General features: G+C 37.0%; 8 protein-coding genes. All 8 read right to left on the reverse strand.

Annotated features, from left to right (window positions below; translation table 11 throughout):
- On the reverse strand, positions 1-4,640 hold a 4,640-nt coding region (locus BFS35_RS13260), incomplete at its 3' end, for an SdrD B-like domain-containing protein (protein ID WP_117946061.1).
- A 388-nt stretch (positions 4,641-5,028) separates the two neighbouring features.
- Positions 5,029-11,427, reverse strand: coding sequence for a collagen-flanked surface repeat-containing protein (locus BFS35_RS13265; RefSeq protein ID WP_158554334.1), 6,399 nt, complete (start codon positions 11,425-11,427; stop codon positions 5,029-5,031).
- Between the two features lie 326 nt (positions 11,428-11,753).
- Positions 11,754-13,076 (reverse strand): accessory Sec system glycosylation chaperone GtfB, encoded by a 1,323-nt coding sequence (gene gtfB, locus BFS35_RS13270; protein ID WP_099577376.1) that lies wholly within the window; start codon positions 13,074-13,076, stop codon positions 11,754-11,756.
- Positions 13,073-14,581, reverse strand: a complete 1,509-nt coding sequence (gtfA, locus tag BFS35_RS13275) for an accessory Sec system glycosyltransferase GtfA (RefSeq protein WP_099577374.1) — start codon at positions 14,579-14,581, stop codon at positions 13,073-13,075. The genes gtfB and gtfA overlap by 4 nt, the downstream gene beginning before the upstream one ends.
- Positions 14,582-14,594: 13 nt before the next feature.
- Positions 14,595-16,982 carry an accessory Sec system translocase SecA2 gene (gene secA2, locus BFS35_RS13280; protein ID WP_099577372.1) on the reverse strand — a complete coding sequence of 796 codons (2,388 nt, stop codon included), beginning with the start codon at positions 16,980-16,982 and terminating at the stop codon, positions 14,595-14,597.
- Positions 16,966-17,475 carry an accessory Sec system protein Asp3 gene (gene asp3 / locus BFS35_RS13285; RefSeq protein ID WP_099577370.1) on the reverse strand — a complete coding sequence of 170 codons (510 nt, stop codon included), beginning with the start codon at positions 17,473-17,475 and terminating at the stop codon, positions 16,966-16,968. Before asp3 ends, secA2 begins: the two co-directional genes overlap by 17 nt.
- Before the next feature lies 1 nt (position 17,476).
- Positions 17,477-19,009 carry an accessory Sec system protein Asp2 gene (asp2, locus tag BFS35_RS13290; RefSeq protein ID WP_099577369.1) on the reverse strand — a complete coding sequence of 511 codons (1,533 nt, stop codon included), beginning with the start codon at positions 19,007-19,009 and terminating at the stop codon, positions 17,477-17,479.
- Positions 18,975-20,516, reverse strand: a complete 1,542-nt coding sequence (gene asp1, locus BFS35_RS13295) for an accessory Sec system protein Asp1 (protein ID WP_099577367.1) — start codon at positions 20,514-20,516, stop codon at positions 18,975-18,977. Before asp1 ends, asp2 begins: the two co-directional genes overlap by 35 nt.
- Positions 20,517-20,524: the final 8 nt, after the last annotated feature.

The raw sequence follows: 20,524 nt of genomic DNA on the forward strand, positions 1-20,524 counted from the left end.
TCATTATTATTGTTATCCTGCCATACGCGGTCTCCGATTTTATATGTCGGTGATGGTACCGGTGGTACTTCGAATCCTCGGTCGATCGTCAGATTATCTCCGTTATTGATTGTTACTGGTACTACTGATAGATCTGAATCTACATCTGATGTACCTACATGCTCTTTTACAGGTACTAGTTTCGTATCTGCTGGTGTGCCAAATTCTACTGTGTAATCACCATTCAATAACCATTCAAACAGATAGTTACCGTTCGCATCTGTTGTCTGCGTTGCGATCACTTTGCCTGTCGCATCTTTCAGTGTCACCGTCACGCCTGCGATTCTTGTATCTCCCGCATCCTGGATATCATTATTATTGTTATCCTGCCATACGCGGTCTCCGATTTTATATGTCGGTGATGGTACCGGTGGTACTTCGAATCCTCGGTCGATCGTCAGATTATCTCCGTTATTGATTGTTACTGGTACTACTGATAGATCTGAATCTACATCTGATGTACCTACATGCTCTTTCACAGGTACTAGTTTCGTATCTGCTGGTGTGCCAAATTCTACTGTGTAATCACCATTCAATAACCCTTCAAACAGATAGTTACCGTTCGCATCTGTTGACTGCGTTGCGATCACTTTGCCTGTCGCATCTTTCAGTGTCACCGTTACGCCTGCGATACCTGTATCTCCCGCATCCTGGATGTCATTATTATTGTTATCCTGCCATACACGGTCTCCGATTTTATATGTCGGTGATGGTACCGGTGGTACTTCGAATCCTCGGTCGATCGTCAGATTATCTCCATTATTGATTGTTACTGGTACGACTGATAGATCTGAATCTACATCTGATGTACCTACATGCTCTTTCACAGGTACTAGTTTCGTATCTGCCGGTGTGCCAAATTCTACTGTGTAGTCTCCGTTTGACAGTCCTTCAAACAGATAATTACCGTTCGCATCTGTTGTCTGCGTTGCGATCACTTTGCCTGTCGCATCTTTTAGTGTCACTGTCACACCTGCGATACCTGTATCGCCCGCATCCTGGATATCATTATTATTGTTATCCTGCCATACGTGGTCTCCGATTTTATATATTGCTTTTTCAAATCCTGCATCAATTGTAGGATTATTATCTGTTAAGTTTACTGTAACTGTGCTTTGCGTATTTGTTCTATTCGGTGTCGGATCTGAGTCTTTAAAGTCATCTGCGCCTTGATTTGGTGTGACAGGAACATAAGTTGCTGGTGTATCGAAAGTCACAGTATAATTGCCCGTTGGTAACTCAGTAAATGAATAATTACCATTATTATCGGTAGTAGTTGTAACTGTCGTACCATCCGGTTTCGTTAGTGTCACCGTAACGCCCGGAATACCTGGTTCATTTGTGTCCTGAATACCATCATGATTCATGTCTTCAAATACTTTATCACCTAAAGTGTATGTTGGTTCAGGTAGTACAACTCCTAAATCCACAGTCTGAACATCGTGATCAACTACACTTACAGGTGCTTCAACGATGTTAGGAGTATTAGTATCTACTAAAATACCATCCGAATCAACTTCATCAGTAGTCGTATCATTAGGAGAAATAGTTATTCCTGCAGGTAATTCAAATATAACTTTATAATCACCTGGAATAATATTAGTAAATTCATATGTTCCATCAGTAGTCATAATATTTTCTACCGGTGTTCCATCAAAATGAGTCACAGGATTACCATTAACATCAACAAGCTTAACAGTAACTGTACCAGTATAATTTTTTTCAGTTGCATCCTGGATACCATCTTTATCTGTATCATTCCAAATACGATCTCCAACATTATAAACTTCCGGTGCTACTGCCATATCTACCGTCATGTTATCTGCATTATTTATTGTTGCAGTTGTTCTGAAAATATTCGTCGTTCCTTCTCTTACACCATCTGAATCAATCTCATCATTTGTACCTGCATCATGATTGTCTTGCCCTTTAATCATCCCTGGAATTTCCGGCACTTCAAATTCAACGATATAATCACCATTCTTTAAGCCATCAAACTGATAGTGACCATTCGCGTCAGAAATGACCACCATATCTTCATCAAACTGATTCTTAACTGGTAAATTTGTTGCAGCATCATAAATGCGTACTATAACGCCTTCATATGGTGTTACATCGTTAAATTGTCCATCACCATTTATATCATCTGGAGACAAATCATCTTGTAATCCGTTATTATTCATATCAAACCAAGTGAAATTACCTAGAGAGTATGTTGGTTCTGATGCCGCATTAGAAATGTAGCCTTTATCGATTGTTAAATTGTCTGCTCCATTAATTGTTATCGTATTTAAATCTGGGTTTGAACCTGTTGATTCTGTTGTTCCCTCAGTTGTATTTGTTGCAGTATATCCTGTAGGTGTTTCAAATGTTACATTGTAAGTCTCTCCGTCAATTAGTCCAGTAAATTCATAATGCCCAGTACTATCTGTTCTTACAGACTTTTGAGTACCATCAGGATACTGTAATGTCACTAAAACATCAGCAATACCTGTTTCCGTGCTCTCTTGAATGCCATCTTTATTTGTATCTTCCCATACATAATCTCCTATTTTATAAGTTGTGGTTGTTCCATCACCACTATTCGATTGATTAACTCGATCAATATTGTTACTCGTTTCAACAGTATAAATCATATTATCTAAAGGAGATTCTGATATCATTGAAGCTCCTTGTAAAATCGGTAATACAGAATTTGGATCATATTGTGAAACTATTCTTATAATAAATGCACTATTTATATTGCCAAAATCAAGTTCTACCTGATCACTACCATAAGTTTTATATTTACCGTAAAATGAAGATGTAACATCTGTATACTGATTGTAGTCATTTATGTACATACTCTCAGGTAGATTAACTGTATTACCTGCAGAATAAATTTCAATCTGAGTAGTTTCATCTATATAAGGGCTTCCTTCTTGAAGCAAGTTCCCATTGGCATCTTTTCTAGCACCATAAATATTTACAATTGTGTTATTTGCTACATTATTCAACGGGTTTATATAGAATACCTGCTCAATTGTATGATTCACTTCATCTAAATGTGTATATATCGATTCTATATTTGAAGATGGCGAGCCTATAGGATTACCATATTCAACCTGACCTGTAAACTGAGTAATTTCTCCATCTAAATCAATTGCAAGAGTTTGTGTCGAGTTGTTTTGTACTACACTTTTATCTATATATCCACTGAGCGAAACGTTAGCAGTTACATTTTCATAAGTATCTACATAATCCGTAAATGTATATGTGATAGTTTTATTTTGATGATTATAAATACCGTTTGCAACAACTTGACCACTAGCATCTAATATAGGTGAGACAACATAATTATCTGGAGTTAAATCAGAAGGTGTAAGGTTATCACTGAAAGAAAGATTAAAAGTATCTCCACTTTTTGCCGAGTTATCTATTAAAAAATTAGCATTGTACTTAATCGGTTCTGCACTATGTGGTTTTATAACATTGTCATTATCTTCTTGTAACGGATTATCATACCCTGCATCTGTAATAATAGCTGAATTGATAGTCACTAAATTATTCGTACTTGAAGAAGCAAGTGTGTTCATCACTTCCATATTACCTAAAGTGATACTTCTCATCATCGATGTATTCGTAGTCAATGTTACCGGTGTTGCAACTGGTGTGTTTGCATCTTGATCTGTAGCAACCGCATTCAATAATGCTGCAAATAATGCTTCTTGTGATACATCTGTATTATCTAAACTCAAGTTAGAAACTGTCTCTTCAGCTACTGCTTCTGATACACCTGATGCTTGTAAACTTTCAGTTAAAGTTTGTTCTTTTTCTGCTACTGTACTTGCAGTATTTACTGCTGTTGCCGTTGCTTCTATATCAATATTTGGAGTAACTGTTTCTTCAACTGTAACAACATCACTATTCGACGTTTCCGTTGTCACATTTTCTGTCGTTGGTACTTCCGTCGTTGTATCTTCAGAAATTGTATTTTCAGTAGAAGGGGCTTCTGTAGTAGCACTCTCAGTCGTTTTTTCTTCTGTTGTAGGTGTCTCAGTTGATGCAGTTTCTGACGTAACTTCTTCTGTTGTTACAGATTTAGTTGTCACCGCTTCTGTTGTAGGTGCTTCTATCGTCACTTCAACTGTATTTGCTGAAACTTCTACAGCTTCACTTTTATGTTCGCCATCTACCGTTACAACTTTTACAACTTCTCCACTCTTAACAGCTAAACGATGGAAAGTAAATGTTCCATCTGTATCAACAACAGTCTTTTCAACTGTCCCATCTGCTAATGTCAATTCAACAACTTGTCCTGCTGTCGCAAAGACTGTCAGTTCAGTATTATCAGCATTAAATTCAAGATTTACTGCTTTCTCAGGTAATACAGATTCTGATGTAACATGCTCAGTTGTTGGTGCTTCAGTTGTAACTGTTTCTGTTGATCCTTCTGTTGTTGGCGTTTCTGTAGTTGGTGTTTCCGTCTTACTATCTTCTGCTGCTTCAGCACTATTGCCTAGAAAGATTAAAGATCCCACTAAAATTGATGCTGTACCTACCGTAAATTTACGAATCGAATACTTATTCAATTTGTTCGGCAAAAAGTCGTGTTTTTTCATGTGTTTCCTCCAAATATTATCTACTTTTAAAGTAGATTGATTAATATTAGTTATTATAGCACGATTTTATTAATTTATTATTTATATTATCTTCATAAATTTTACATTTATTTCTAATTGTTATTATCAAATAGGAATGATTTTTTTTATAAATTTATTGTATTCTTATTTACTTATAGTATATACAAGTATCTTCTGATAAATTATCAGATTCTATTTTTCAAGTTATATAGATATAACAATTTTTTATATATTTTTTATTTTAATGATTATTATTAAATTTAATGGACGAAAAAAACTACTTATTTCCGACAGTTTGTCGAAAATAAGTAGTCTTTAATATCTATCAATTAATTTGTTGAAAGTATGCGTTATTTATTTCTGTAAATTAGTAAACTCTTCTACGGCTTCTGTATAAGAACAATGCTCCTAATCCAGCAATTGCTGCAGCACCTGCTGCTCCAGCATCAGCTTCACCTGTATCAGGTAAAGTCGTCACTGGTGTTACACTATTGCGGATTTTACCAACATTATCAGCTGTGTAGTCGTTATGAACAACCATTAAATCATCGTTTTTATCTACATATACATTTACGATTTCTTTAATATTTTGTCCGTTTTCATCCACTTTAACTTCTCCGCGACTTACTTTACCCGCTTGAATTGTATTATTATCGTTTGTTGTAACAATAATATTACCATCGTGGTCAACCTGCACATCTTTAATACCTGGTTTATTCGTATTATTACCAGTGCCAGTATTGCTGTTATTGTTTGTGTTGTTATTTGTTCCTGGAGTGTTGTTATTTACTCCTGGATTGTTATTAGTATTATCAGCTGGTTTATTAGCATCATTTTTAATGATTTGAGTGCTGCCATCAATATATTTAATTACTAAGTCACCGTTAGCATTCTTATCGATTCCAACAACAACTTTATCACAAGCACAGTTCTTACCATCTTGACCGTTTTGACCTTTTAATGATTCTAAGAAGTCATTGATTGATCCTTTGTTACCTTGATCTAACCAGATTTGGTAAGCTGATTTACCGTCTTTACCATCTGCACCTTTTGGTCCTGTTACAACACCTAAGTTATCTAAAGTACCGTTATTGTAAATTACAATTAATTCACCTTTATCATTGACGATTGTGTTTGTAATTGTTTTACCGTCTTGACCAGTTACTTTACCTAAGTCTGTAGTCGTTCCATCTGTGTAAGTGATGATTAAGTGACCGTTTTTGTCGATGATTGTAGATACAATACCTTTACCATCTTTACCGTTAGTTCCGTTTGTACCATCTTTACTAGGTAAAGTTGAAACGTTACCGATAACTTCTGTTGTGCCGTCACTGTATTTAACAATGATGTCACCTTTCTTATCGATCGTTACATTCGTTACTGATTTACCTGAATCACCAGTATGGATTGTCGTTGACGTTCCATTACTATAGTTGATGATAGTATCGCCATCTTTATTGATGATGATGCTTATGATATTCACGTTGTTATTTACATTGTTGTTATTGTTTACATTATTATTGTTGTTATTGATGATTACATTGCCAGTACCGTTAGTACCATCTGTTCCGTTGACACCATCTTTACCATCAGTACCATTCTTGCCGTCAGTACCGTTGTAAACATAGTGGTCACCAGTAACGTTTCCGTTACCATCTTTAATGATGATGTGTACACCGATTACATTACCATCTTTATCGTAAATGTTTGTAGATTCGATTGTTGGTGATTTACCGTCTTTACCGTTGATACCATCTTTACCGTCAGTACCATTGTAAATTACGTGATCTCCCACAATTTTACCGTCTCCATCTTTAACAATGATGTGTACGCCAACGATGTTACCATCTTTATCTAAAACGTTAGATGTTTCAATTGTTGGTGTTTTACCATCAATACCATCTTTGCCGTCGATACCGTTCTTACCGTTAAATACTTGACCACGGTCAATTTCAACACCAGTTACAGCATCGCGGAAGATAATTTCCTGACCGATAATGTTACCATTTGCATCACGGATGTCAATTACTTCTACAGTTACAGATTTTCCGTCTTTGCCGTCGATACCATTTGTTCCGTTTGTACCATCGACACCATCAGTACCATTGAATACATTATGGTCACCTACAACATTACCATTACCATCTTTAATGATGATATGAACACCGATGATGTTACCATCTTTGTCATAGATATTAGTAGATTCGATTGTCGGAGTTTTACCGTCAACACCATCTTTACCGTCAGTTCCATTAGTTCCGTTAATACCGTCTTTACCGTCTGCTCCATTATAGATTACATGATCTCCGACAATATTACCGTTACCATCTTTAACGATGACATGGACACCGATGATGTTACCATCTTTATCAAGTACGTTAGAAGTTTCAATTGTTGGTGTTTTACCATCAATACCATCTTTTCCGTTGAATACTTGACCACGGTCTAATTCAGTACCTGTAGCTGCATCACGGAAGATAATTTCCTGACCGATAATGTTACCGTTAGCGTCACGAATATCAATAACTTCTACTGAGATAGATTTACCGTCTTGACCATCTTTACCGTCAATTCCGTCTTTACCATCAATTCCGTTAGTTCCATTAATTCCATCTCTAATGAATGTTTGAGAGATGATTTCACCTTTTGTTCCATCTGGATTTACTGTGTAAACATATACCCATGATCCAGTGTTACCATTTGCATCTGTGCCTGGTACTGTTTCTGCTGTTACTGACGAACCATCTTTACCATCTCTGACAGTTGATGTCGTTGTTGTACCATCCGGATTTACGATTGTGATTGTATAAGTCCCATCTCCGTTGTCAGTTACTGATGCTGTTGGTGATTTTCCATCTGCTCCATCTTTAACGATTGTTGTTGTTACTGATCCATCTGGATTTACGATTGTGATCGTATGTGTGCCGTCTCCATTATCAGTCACTGTCGCTGTTGGTGATTTTCCATCGATACCGTCTGTTCCATCTACGCCATCTTTAACAGTTGTTGTCGTTGTCGTGCCATCTGGATTTACGATTGTGATCGTATGTGTGCCATCTCCGTTGTCTGTCACTGATGCTGTTGGCGATTTTCCATCTGCTCCATCTTTAACGATTGTTGTTGTTACTGATCCATCCGGGTTTACGATTGTGATCGTATGTGTGCCATCTCCGTTATCTGTTACTGTCGCTGTTGGTGATTGACCATCTACACCATCGATTCCGTCAGTTCCATCTACGCCATCTTTAATGATTGTAGTTGTTGTTGTTCCGTCTGGATTTGTGATCGTTACTGTGTGCGTTCCATCTCCGTTGTCAGTTACTGTCGCTGTTGGCGATTTTCCATCCACACCGTCTGTTACTACTGTTGAAGTCGTAGTGCCATCTGGATTTACGATTGTGATTGTATGTGTTCCGTCTCCATTATCAGTTACTGTCGCTGTTGGTGATTGACCATCTACACCATCGATTCCGTCAGTTCCATCTACTCCATCTTTAATGATCGTAGTTGTTGTTGTTCCGTCTGGATTTGTGATCGTTACTGTGTGCGTTCCATCTCCGTTGTCAGTTACTGTCGCTGTTGGCGATTGACCATCAATACCATCTTGCCCATCTGCTCCATCATTTATTACTGTTGAAGTCGTAGTACCGTCTGGATTTGTAATAGTAATTGTATGTGTGCCATCTCCATTATCAGTCACTGTCGCTGTTGGTGATTGACCATCCGCTCCAGGTGTTCCTGGTGCTCCGTCAGTACCATCTTCACCTTTTGGTACAATCACTTCTGAACCATCACTAAATTCGATAACTGTGTTACCTTCATTATTAATGTAAGAGTTAACAATCGTTAATGGTGTTGGTTGCGTTGGATTTTGTCCTGGTAATATTTCAGTTGTTCCATCTACATACGTTACTGTATATGAACCATCCGGATTTTGAACGATGTTTGAAACAGGGTTCGGTAAATTATATTCAATAATTGCATCTTGTGCATCGTAAATCGGTTGTCTTGATACTACTTCATAGTACTGGCCGTAGAACTGTTCAAAATTATCTGGTGTGATTGTTGACGGATCTGCATCAGGATTAATTCTATATAATACGCGTTCACGTCCATCTTGACCTTGTTGTACTAATGAAATCGTATTTTCAGGTAAAGCTGTATTTTCTCTTACGATAATTTCATATGCAACATCGTCTACAGTGATTTCATATTCAGGAGCGGTTGTTACTGGCGTAGCAACTAAACCTAAATCAATTGATGTATTATCTCCGGTTAAGTTTACTGTTGTAGTTAAACCGTTAGAATCTGCGGCACGATCTGTTCCTGCTCCTGTTGTTGTTAATGAATAACCCGTAGGTGCAATAAATTCAACAGTATAAGTACCTTCTGCTAAATCATAAAAACCATACTTACCGCTATTGTCTGTAATTGTATTATTAATTGTTCTACCGTTCGCATCTTTTAATAATACTTGCACTCCTGGAACTCCTGTTCCAGTTTCGTTCTGAATACCATCTGCATTCGTATCCACCCACACGGTATCTCCTATTGTATACGTATTCGGAGCAGGAGGTGTAACAACTGTTTTGTAGAATCCTGAATCAATTGTTGAGTCATCTGCATTATTAATTGTAACGGTTGTCGATGTACCGTTAGAATCCGTTTCAGTCGTTCCTTGACCAGTTAACGTTGCAGTGTAGCCATCTGGTGTACCAAATGTAACAGTATAAGTACCATTTGCTAATTCCGTAAACTCATAAGAACCATCTGCCTGCGTATAAACAGTAGTTGTCGTTCCAGTAGCATTATTTTTTAACGTTACTGGAACATTAGCAATACCAGTTCCTGTTTCATTTTGAATCCCATCTTTATTCGTATCTTCCCATACGTAATTTCCAATTTTATATATCGCTGGTGACCCTGATGCTGAAGATGATGCTTCAGTTGATGAATAGCTTACTGTATGAGGCCCAACGGTAACAGCTTGGAAGTTACTATTTTGTCCATTAAACGTCGTTGCTATTGTTTTTGTTCCTGTATACGTTGGGTCTGCTTTAAATGCAGAATCGATCACATATGTTTGACCATTAGATAACTTATTTGTGAAATCTAACGTTACAGTACCATCCGCATTCACTACTGTAGGGATCGTTACAGGTGTGAAGTACGTAGTATTTGTATAGTCAGGTCTGAATGTATCGACTAGAGAGGTTGCTTCATATGTGTTATTTACTGCATATACTTTTACTCCTGCTGCTCCTGTCGATGTCAAACCATTTGGGTCAATCGTAAGCTTACCCGTTCCCATATATATACGGTCTGTACTATTAAAATATGTTACAAGATGTTGGTTAAGAGCGGAATCTTGATAACTTCCAGCTTGAGTTATTACATTTAAATCTGCTTTGTTACCGTAATCAAATACAACACTATCCGTATAACTTGTATTCGCTACTTTAACGGTTACGTTATATGCTTGTTTATCTTGCGTAATGACATTTGAATCTGGTGATGTTGGGATAATAAATCCTGCACCTACATTTGTATAATTATCAACATAATCCGTAAAAGTATATGTCGCTTGATTTGTTGCTGCATTGTATGTTCCTGTAGCTACTGTGTTCCCTGCTGCATCCTCTAAGTCCGGTACTGTTCTACTACCGTCATATATTGCATATGCACCTGGTTTCACCGAACCAAAATCGACTGTGAAGTAGTCACCCTTTTCAATAGCATTATCTATTGTAAAGTTAGAGGCGAACTCTAAATGTCCTGCCGTAGTAACAAAAACTGCTCCTGGTGCTCCGCCACCTTTCTCAGTAAGCGTAATATTATCCACCGTAATAAGCGAATTTACGTTTTGTGTCGTACCCTTCAACGTATTAAATGTAGATGTATCCAGATTACCTAATGTAATAGAACGCATCATTGATGAATTACTTGTAGTTGCTACCGGCGTTGCTTCAGTTTGATTAGTATCTTGCTCATTTGCAATCGCTTGAAGCATCGCTGCCATAATATCTTCATCTGTAAGTTTTGAATAATCTAAATTTAAAGATTGAATTGCTGCAGTTGCTTGTTCTTGAGATACACCTGTGTTCTCAGCGTAATAAGTTGATAACGCTTGTTCTTTCTCTTCTTTTGTTTCTAATGTATTTAACTCAGCAGTTTTCGCAGTTACTGATTCAGTTGTTGGCGCAACTGCTGATTGAGTTGTTTCCCCAGTTGAAGTAGTTGAAGCTGGCGCTTCTGTTGTAGTAGTTGTAGCTGGTACTTCTGTCGTTACTGCTTCTGTTGTTTTTGTTTCAGCTGTTGGCGCTTCTGATGTTACTGATTCTGTTGTTTTTGTTTCAGTTGTTGGCGCTTCTGTCGTTACTGATTCTGTTGTTTTTGTTTCAGTTGTTGGTGCTTCTGTAGTTACTGATTCTGTTGTTTTTGTTTCAGTTGTTGGCGCTTCAGTTGTTGGCGCTTCTGTAGTTGTCTCAGTCGTTGTTGTTTCCGCTGCTGGTGTTGCCACTGCTGCTTCTGTTGTCGGTGCTTCTGTCGTTACCGTTTCTGTCGTAGAGACTTGTGCTGCCGATGATTCTGTTGTAGCCTGTTCTGTTGTTTGTGTTTCTTCAGCTTGCGCATCCATAGGATTTGCTGCGAATAATAATGATCCAATTAAAATTGACGATGTTCCTACCGTAAACTTTCTGATTGAATACTTGTTCAACGTATTTGGCATAAAATCAAGGCGACTATTGTTTGGTTTTTTCTTCATGATATCCTCCATAGAATATATTTGTAGTTAACAATTTTTATCAAACTACTATACTTTATCAAGTATAACAAGTTATAATCTTTTAAAAAGAGACAATTTTTTTTTTTATGTCCACTTTATTTTTTAAGATTTAATTTAAGATTTAATATGGTTTTAACGTATTATTTTTAAAAGTTAATTTTGTTATTTTATATCATTTTATAATTTCTGTTATTTTTATTATTTTACATTTGCATACACAAGTGGGTTTTATTATTTCGACAAAAAAATCCCAGACAAAAGCTATTGCTTTGTCAGGGATTCTTTTCAACGCTATTAATTTGTTATTAAATAATATCCAACGCTTCATTAAATCGTTGTTTATCTATTTCATTCGCCTGTGCTTTCTGTTTCTTAAGCAATTGTTCTTTCTCTTTCTTCGTCAGATGGATGTGCTGAATTAATTTATCAACTTCTGTTTCTCCAAAGAGTAGTTCACTCGATGTAAAGCTCTTATTGTGTGCTATTTCTCTATATCCCATAATCAGCATGTCATAATCATATGCGCTTCTTACGGCATTTAATATTTCATTTCCTCTATTAATATCTAAATATACATCCGCTATTTCATACAATCTTCGAATCGCTTTCATTTCAGCTGATGGATAGAGTTTCACATTACGATATTTCCCAAGTCCCATAAGTACTGATGACATTTCAGTAATCGCTGCAATATGGAATGTATAGTCCGGACTTTGTTCAACTATGCGCTCGATATTCGGTAACTGATCAGAATTCGTAACATTCATTACTTGTTTACTATACTGATTCTTACGGTGATATTGATATAAGTAACCTGACTTCACTACTTTATGTCGCGCTGCTTTATCAGCCATCGTTGTAATGCGTGCGTGTTCTATCGGATTAGGTACAACGACTTTAAACTCACGCTCTCCTTGCGATGCTAATATCGTCTTCATATTGCCTGGCAATTCATTCTGTACGTGTTCCTGCCAGAACAGATATCCTTGCGTCGGTTGTTTTCTGTTATAGATTACCATCAGTGGTCTTGCGAGTGAATTAAAGATAATCTTAGATGCATCAACTTCAAGCTGATCGATAAAATACGCTACGAATTCGTGTTTGTTGTTGAATATTTGCTCTTTATCGTTCCATGTTAATGTAATATTGCCTGTCACGTAGTTTTCATAAATAATAATATGTCCAGATTGATCAAAGTAAAGCTTAAAGATGCTTTTTTCTGTACTATCTTTCACGGTTTGGGCATATTTAATCCCATGTTTCGTGTAATGGTCGATTGCACGTACTTTACCGTCTTCAGATAACCATTCCACGTTTTGTACGATGCGTGACATAAAGTTACGTTTGTACTGAATACGGGCACGCGTCTTCCCATTATCATTTACTGATGCACTTTCATTGTTCCCTTCAATTTCCCAGAACTTCGGAATAGGGACTGCATTAAAATATTTAGGTTTGTCCTGAGGCGTCGGTTGATATTTCGCAAAGTATTGATAAGGTGTAATGATGTCATCAGGTAGAAAGCCGTCATCTTCCATAACGATTGTAGGTGTTTCATTACCGGCCAGTTTCAGCGATTGATACAATGCTGCACTTTCTAAACTAAAGTCTTCGAATAATGTAATCATTTCTTCACCTCTTCAATCAAATCTAGCCAACGTTGTTTCACATGTTGTTTCTTAAATGGTTCTGCAATACTGTATGACGCTTTCTCTACCTGCTTTAAATCTAATTGATAGAATTTAACAATCGCTTCAGCGATATGATCCGTCAATACTTCTATCGATGCTTCCGTTAATTTATCTGGTATCAGAATACCGTTCTCACCATCTTTAATAAATGTTGGATTTCCATAGTTGACATCAAAGCCAATCATTCCAAGTCCTGAGCCGATTGCTTCAAGTAAAGACAAACCAAATCCTTCACTTTGAGATGCTGATAAGAACAGTTCATAGTTTTTATAAATATCTGTTAAATCGACATGTCCTTTCATCTGAATATAGTCAGATGCATGATGTTCTTCTATAATCTGCTGAATCTTTTGTTTCTCTCCACCTTCACCATATATATCAAATGTAAGTTCAGGGAGCTCTTTTTTCGCTTTTATAACAGCACGTGTTAGCCAGTCGATATGTTTCTCGTTAGCAAGTCTTGATGCTGAAACCACTGAATAGGGACGTCGCTTTGATTTCGGTTTCGTTAGTTTATCCAGTGCACCGACTGGTATCGTACGAATACGTGGTGTGTGTTTAGTATATTGTTTAAACTGTGCACTTAATATTTCATTTTGTCTATCAGTAGCTGTAATAAAGAAGTCAACAGCATCAGCTTGTGCAAATTGATATTCATAATAGTTATTCCATAATATCGTATCATCTGTCACCGCATTTTTACTGAAATGCTCTGCATGCACGACAACCCCGACTTTACTGTCACCTTTATTCTCAAGTACGGTCTGGCCGATATTCGTTGAGCGATCTATGATGAGGATATCATCTTTAGTAAGCTTTAATGACTTTAAGAAATACGCTACAAATGCACGTTTTCCGTAAAGTGGTGTGTGATCAATCATAAAGATACTTTCTTTCTCTTCATCTAAGTATTCTTCATACGCAACAGTACCGTCTTCATTATAGAACTGACGCATATAAGCTTTCGCTTTATTATCATGCGGTGCATAAAACTCAGAAAGTATACGTACATATGAGTAGAAATCTTTACGAATGAGCATGCCGTTTGATACAAATTCAGCTCGGTCGACAATATCTGTTCCCGCTTCTTTTAAATAGCACGTTACAAATGTCTGGTCATTCTTAAAGAACAGACGTTTTACTTTACCGTTCTCTTCAACACGCGTGACTTCATCTGTTAAAGTATCTACAATATTTTGTACTGTATAACTCGTAGGTGCTATTTTAATATTTGTAAAGTGTTGATATAGCCAGATAATCTCTTTATCTTTAAATCCAAGATTACTCGTTAATGTTTGAATGTTCTCATTCTGAATAAAGTCCAGAAAGATAAACTTCGCTGCTTGCTTACCACTACGTAGTAACTTCGCACGATAACTTTGTGCATATTCGACACCACTGCTGGCCCAACCAATACCAAAGTTAATATTATAAATCGTCAAACGATTCTCCTCCTTAAGGGAAATGAACTACTAAATTACCATCTTTATCGTATGTAATCATACTTAGTGCTAAGTTTCTGACAATATCCATCTTAATGCGATGTCCCATCTCTTCATAAGCAATCAATGCGGTACGGTGATATTCAAAGATAGCGTTTCTTCTTCCCATTTGTCTGTTGTTAATACTCGTCCTTAACTGCTGCAAGAAATCTACCTGCTGAATCCAGTTATTATCAATCGCTTTTAAAAATGTCTTCTGTAAATATTGAATATAGAAATAGTCACTTTTAAATTGCTGTTGTTGTTCCTGCATGGCTTTCATAAATAATTTAACATAGAATTCAACGAGCATATCTTTATCTGCTAATAATTCCTTATCGATATCACCTTCATATTGGAAGCTGATATGTTTATATATATACTGCTTAATCTCTCTTTCAGTTAATCGGTCATATTGCGCAACTGCTCTAGTGAACACTTCTCTTGCTAGTTGTTCAAAGTTAAATCCTTCAAACACTGTTGTGTGTAATATACGATTACGTTCATCGTAAATCATCGAACGTTGTTTACTGACACTTTGCTCAAATTCATTATTCATCTGTCTGGCAATCATGCCATGTTCTTCAGATACAATTTGTGCTTTTTCAACAATTTTAGCAATTCTGCGCATCAACAGACGACTTTCTTCAATTTGCTCGTGTGACATATTGAGTAAATGCTCATTCTTAAGCATTTTATTGTCGCTCCAGCGCTTAACTAAATAATCCTCTAAAGAAATATAGATACGTGAGCTCCCCGGATCTCCTTGTCTACCAGCACGACCGCGTAATTGACGGTCGATACGACTGTTCTCCATATGCTCACTGATTAATACAGCCAGTCCACCAAGTTCTTTTACGCCTGCACCGAGTTTTATATCTGTTCCGCGTCCGGCCATGCTAGTTGCTACCGTTACACTTGATAGTTGACCCGCTTCAGCAATCATCTGTGCTTCTTTAGCGACATTTTGTGCGATCAGTAAGTTGTTTGGAATTCCTTGTTTAAATAATTCACTCGAGAAATATTCTGCATCTTCTGCAGTTCTAGTTATTAACAACACAGGTCGTTGCGTCTCATGTATCGCTTTGACATCATGTAGCATTGCATAATGTTTCTGTGCTTTATCCAGAAATATATTATCATCTTCATCTTTACGCTCTACCGGCTTATCAGTAGGAATCTGTACAACGACTTTTCCATATAAATCAAAGAATTCTTTTTCACCGAGCTTACTCGTTGCACTCATGCCTGAGAATGACTTAAATTGCTGGAATAGATTCTGGAAGGTAATTGTCGCCATGACACTCATATCATCACTAATTTCTACGCGTTCTTTCGCTTCAATAGACTGATGTAAACCTGATTGCAATTTCGTTCCTGGTAGTAATCTACCTGATATACGGTCAATTAACATAATTTCACCGTCAGATACGTAATAATCAATATTTAAATCAAAGAGATATTTAGCACGTAATGCGAGATTAATATTACGAACGAGTGCTGTATGTCCTTTCGCATACATATGCGGAATATCAAAGTAGCGATTACAAATTTCAGTACCTAGCGGCGTTAAATATACTTCCTGCTTCGTCTTATTCAAAATGAAATGCACGTCTTCTTCCAATGTGTCGATGAGTTCTTTTACTACATTAAATAAATTTGACTGTACACGTGGTGCACCACTAATAACAAGTGGCGTTTGTGCTGCATCCAGAATAATAGAATCAATCTCATCGATAATACCAAAGTTAAACGGCTTTAAGAACTTTCCGTTCAGTTGATCTGCTAAATTATCGATTAAGAAGTCAAAGCCGATTCTACCGTTTGTAGAATAAATAATGTCCGCATCATACAGTTTCTTTTTCTCACCTTTTTTATATTCATAACCTGGTAGATCAACAAATCCTAAAGAAGCTGTAAGGCCAAGCCATTCATATAATGGTTTCATCTCTTCATAGTCACGACGCGCTAAATAATCATTCGTTGTAATCAGATAAGCCCCTTTACCTGTCAATCCATTCAGATAAAGTGGCATTGTAGCAGTAAGTGTCTTACCTTCTCCCGTCTGCATCTCCGCAATGTTGCCCTGATGCATCACGATAGCTCCCATTAATTGCACTTCTTTCGGGTACATGCCAAGTACACGTCTACTTGCTTCTCTTACCACTGCATAACTTTCCGGTAATATTTCATCAAGCGTTGCACCTTGTGCAATGCGCGCTTTAAATTCAGCTGTCTTTTCCTTTAAAGCCTGATCAGATAGCGCTTCATATGATGTACTATAACGGTTGATTTCTTTTAAAGTACGTTCTAATATACGCAATCTTGTCTTATTGATTGTTCTATTAATGATTCCTTTCATGATGCACCTCATTCTCTTCTGAAAGAAGATAACGATTTAGTATATTTGCTGATGCATGCGCATCCATTAATTCTTCTCCTGTTATTTCGATCGACTGAAAATGCAGCGTCTGAATAGATGCACTCATCATTTCAATCTTATAGCTATAACAGTCATCCGGCACTGTCAGCTGTACTTCTTTCTCCTGAATGATTACTTCATGTGTTACCGTTTCATTTCTTCTGTAGAAAGTAATCTTAAAATAAATGCCTGTCTCAGGTATTGCTTTATAATGAAATGAAAAAGTATAGCGCCCTCCACGTCTTAATATAGGAAGGTCAGGCGTTGTCTTGTCACTATAGAAATCCGTCGTCATTTTCCATTCATGAATTGGAATACCTGCCGGCGTCTGGTAATTCGTAAAATGAATACCATCATTTTGCGAGATAATTGTGCCGTACATAAAAGACTGATCTATATTATTCCATTGTATGCTATATCGATTACTCTCCATCTTAGACTCTCCCAAACTTACTTTCCATTAATATATGATAGAAATTAATAAACCAGTTATTAATTGTAGGTGAATCATCATTATGACGTCCTGGTATACCACGACTGATTACTTTGGCATGATGTGCGCTCAATACAGGTAGCAGTTCATCGAATGCATATAGATCGTAATCATCATCTTCCATATAACAAATTGCAAAGGTCGTCCTGGATATATCATGCTGTTCAAATGTTGTCCAGAACTTATCATCTAACGCCTTGACATGTTTATTTGTCGTGCCTCCCGTATTCGTCAGCAATACATCTAGTGCAGTACCAAACTCTTCCGGACGCATTAAACGCATATTTTCACCGATTGTTCCGACATTTACGAGTGGCTTGCCGACAATAACAGCTTGAGGATTTAACTGTGCGCCATAATAAATCGCACCAAAGGAACCCATCGATAAACCAGATAATATTAATTCATCATCTGCAAATCCTAACGTTTCAAGCGTGTCGGCTATCACTTGTTTAATGCCTGATTCATATGCTTCTGAACCAAGATAGAAGCCGCCCCCTTCAATTCGGGGATCTCCAATCAATAGAAACGGCGCACCCATCTTCAGCATCATGAAATAACCTTCAAAGCCTTCTGCTGAACGATACCCAGAAAAATATACATTTAAAGGCGGCTTCATATCACCCGGATGAAACAAGTAAATAAATTCATCTCTATGTTGATCTGCGAATACCTGCCCTCCAGGAAGAAAGCGTCCGAACTCAAGACGTGACCAACGTCTATGTACTGCTCCGAGAAATACTTTACCGTTTCCCTTTGCTTTAACTGTTACAGACACATAGCCTTCATCAGGTATCATCGGTCGAACGATAGGTTCAGTCATATCTTCGCTATACGTCTTAAAGGTTTCGATAATATTATCTACTGTTCCTGATTGATATACTCTAAACGTAAACTCGAGTTGCACACCTTCAGTTTTAAATTCCGGCCATATTTCAAGTGCATGATTACCTTCGTAATACAACAACTTTCTAAGAGATGCAATGGGTGTCCATGACGGGCAATCAACATCTACAGTAAGCCACTTGTTACCTAAATGTTCAGTATATGGTTGTAAACTAGGTCTCACTTCCCAGAACTTCGCATGAATCTTATCACCATACTGACCGTTATAGCTGATTGTCTTGAGTTTATGAATATAGGCTTCTTCATCTTCGGCCATCACAGGACACGCAAAGTTTAATGTAATCTCAGGTTGATTTCTATAATCATCCCAATATTCACCTTTTACATATAAGTTAAACGGTTCTGCAACAAGCTCAATCACATGAAGCAATGCAGGACTGGCAGGCGCTTCAATCAGTACAATTTGATATGCTTTTTGCTGTGCGATAAATTCATATATTTCTTCCAGCACAGACTGCTCCTGATACACAAAATTTGCATCCAGGAAGTCGAGCTTAACCCCTGTTTGTCCTAATCTATTTTCTAATGATGCATTACCTATCTGTAATATTCTGAATTGACGTTTCATGTTGATCTCCTTTAACAAAACGATCTAGCTGATTGATGATATTGACAGATGAAAACTTCTCAGTAAGCGACATCGAATAACTGTAAGCTTCATTCCAATGCTTTAACTGCTTTAAGTAATAATCGAGACCATCACTCAGTTGATTAATATCTGACACAATATATCCATTTTTCTCATGCGTGACATAATCAGTAGCTAACATATTAATTTGTGGTACACCAGCACTAATCGCTGCAATCTGAATATACAGATCGGGTTCTGCAGTTAAATCTACCATCACTCGAAATTTTGCCATCCACTTAATAATATTTACTTCGTGAGAAATATCTACCCATTGGATCACTTGTTTCTCTCTCTTCTCTTTATCTAATAAATCCTCGAAATCCTCTTCTTTTTCAAGGAATTTCTGATTAATTGTGGCCATCTTCATCTGGATATCCTGATGAATACTCGACTGATATGTTCGACTCATCAATTTCAAACGCAATTGATTTGTGTGTTCCATATAATATTCAAACCGATCAAGCAGTTCATGTAGTACTTCATCCGTTATACCATCAATAAATACACCGATGTAATTGACATATAGCTGACTGCTAATTGATGGTAACACTTCCGCGTCAAATGGTGTAATCCTGAACAATCTGTCAGATGGAACATACTGATTCATACGACGTTCATTCTTCATCGTATCCACTATGAGTCTGTAACTCCCTTGAACCGCAGATAACCAGTCATTCGTCATTGGATCATTACGTGTCTGAAATACAGAGAACATTAACTGTTGTTCATCTACATGACGACTGATCAAGGCGTTATGTCTGACATCCGCTGCTACAATGAACGTATCATCCGGATGTTTAACATAATCCTGCCAGCACATTTCAATTAAGTGCGCCATTGATGGATAAGATTTCTCTTTAAGTAAAGCATGACGACGCACGACATCAACACGACCACTCGATAGATACTCAGTTAATATTATGTCACCATCAGCATTCAAATAATGGATACATTCTTCATCTTTAAAATCAATAATCGATGATAAATAACCTCTATCATCGAAGACAAAGCGCTTTAACTTCACATCATCAATAAATTGCTCCATCCAGATCAGATAACCATCCGGATCGTAATAAATGTTGGTTACTACATTACCATCGACAGCTTTAATAATAAAAGGCGTGTAGATAAATTCTGTTTGCTCACTCCAGTTAAACGTACGATAATCTAATGGTTTTGGTGTTACTTTCTCAAAACCTTGTAACACATCAAACAGTGACCAGTAATCTACTTCGTAAAGCTGATGACGATGTAGAAATGTACGTAAACTTGAATGATAGTTGAGCGTAATCAATTTAAATGGATATTTATTTTTTTGATGCATGTTCATTAAACTGATCATGTCATCGAATTCACTTTGATGTTTCTTATTATAAAATGGCACACTACGATCAAGCCACCATTTGTTATCTTCATAATACCAAGCTGGAATAAAGTGTTTCATAGAGCCTC

The organism is Macrococcoides goetzii, assembly GCF_002742385.2.
GTDB classification, from domain to species: Bacteria; Bacillota; Bacilli; order Staphylococcales; family Staphylococcaceae; genus Macrococcoides; species Macrococcoides goetzii.

Coding starts and splice junctions, on each gene's coding strand:
- asp3 (WP_099577370.1), bottom strand. CDS start 17,475: ATGGAGAGTAATCGATATAGCATACAATGGAATAATATAGATCAGTCT.
- gtfB (WP_099577376.1), bottom strand. CDS start 13,076: ATGATTACATTATTCGAAGACTTTAGTTTAGAAAGTGCAGCATTGTAT.
- secA2 (WP_099577372.1), bottom strand. CDS start 16,982: ATGAAAGGAATCATTAATAGAACAATCAATAAGACAAGATTGCGTATA.
- asp2 (WP_099577369.1), bottom strand. CDS start 19,009: ATGAAACGTCAATTCAGAATATTACAGATAGGTAATGCATCATTAGAA.
- asp1 (WP_099577367.1), bottom strand. CDS start 20,516: ATGAAACACTTTATTCCAGCTTGGTATTATGAAGATAACAAATGGTGG.
- BFS35_RS13265 (WP_158554334.1), bottom strand. CDS start 11,427: ATGAAGAAAAAACCAAACAATAGTCGCCTTGATTTTATGCCAAATACG.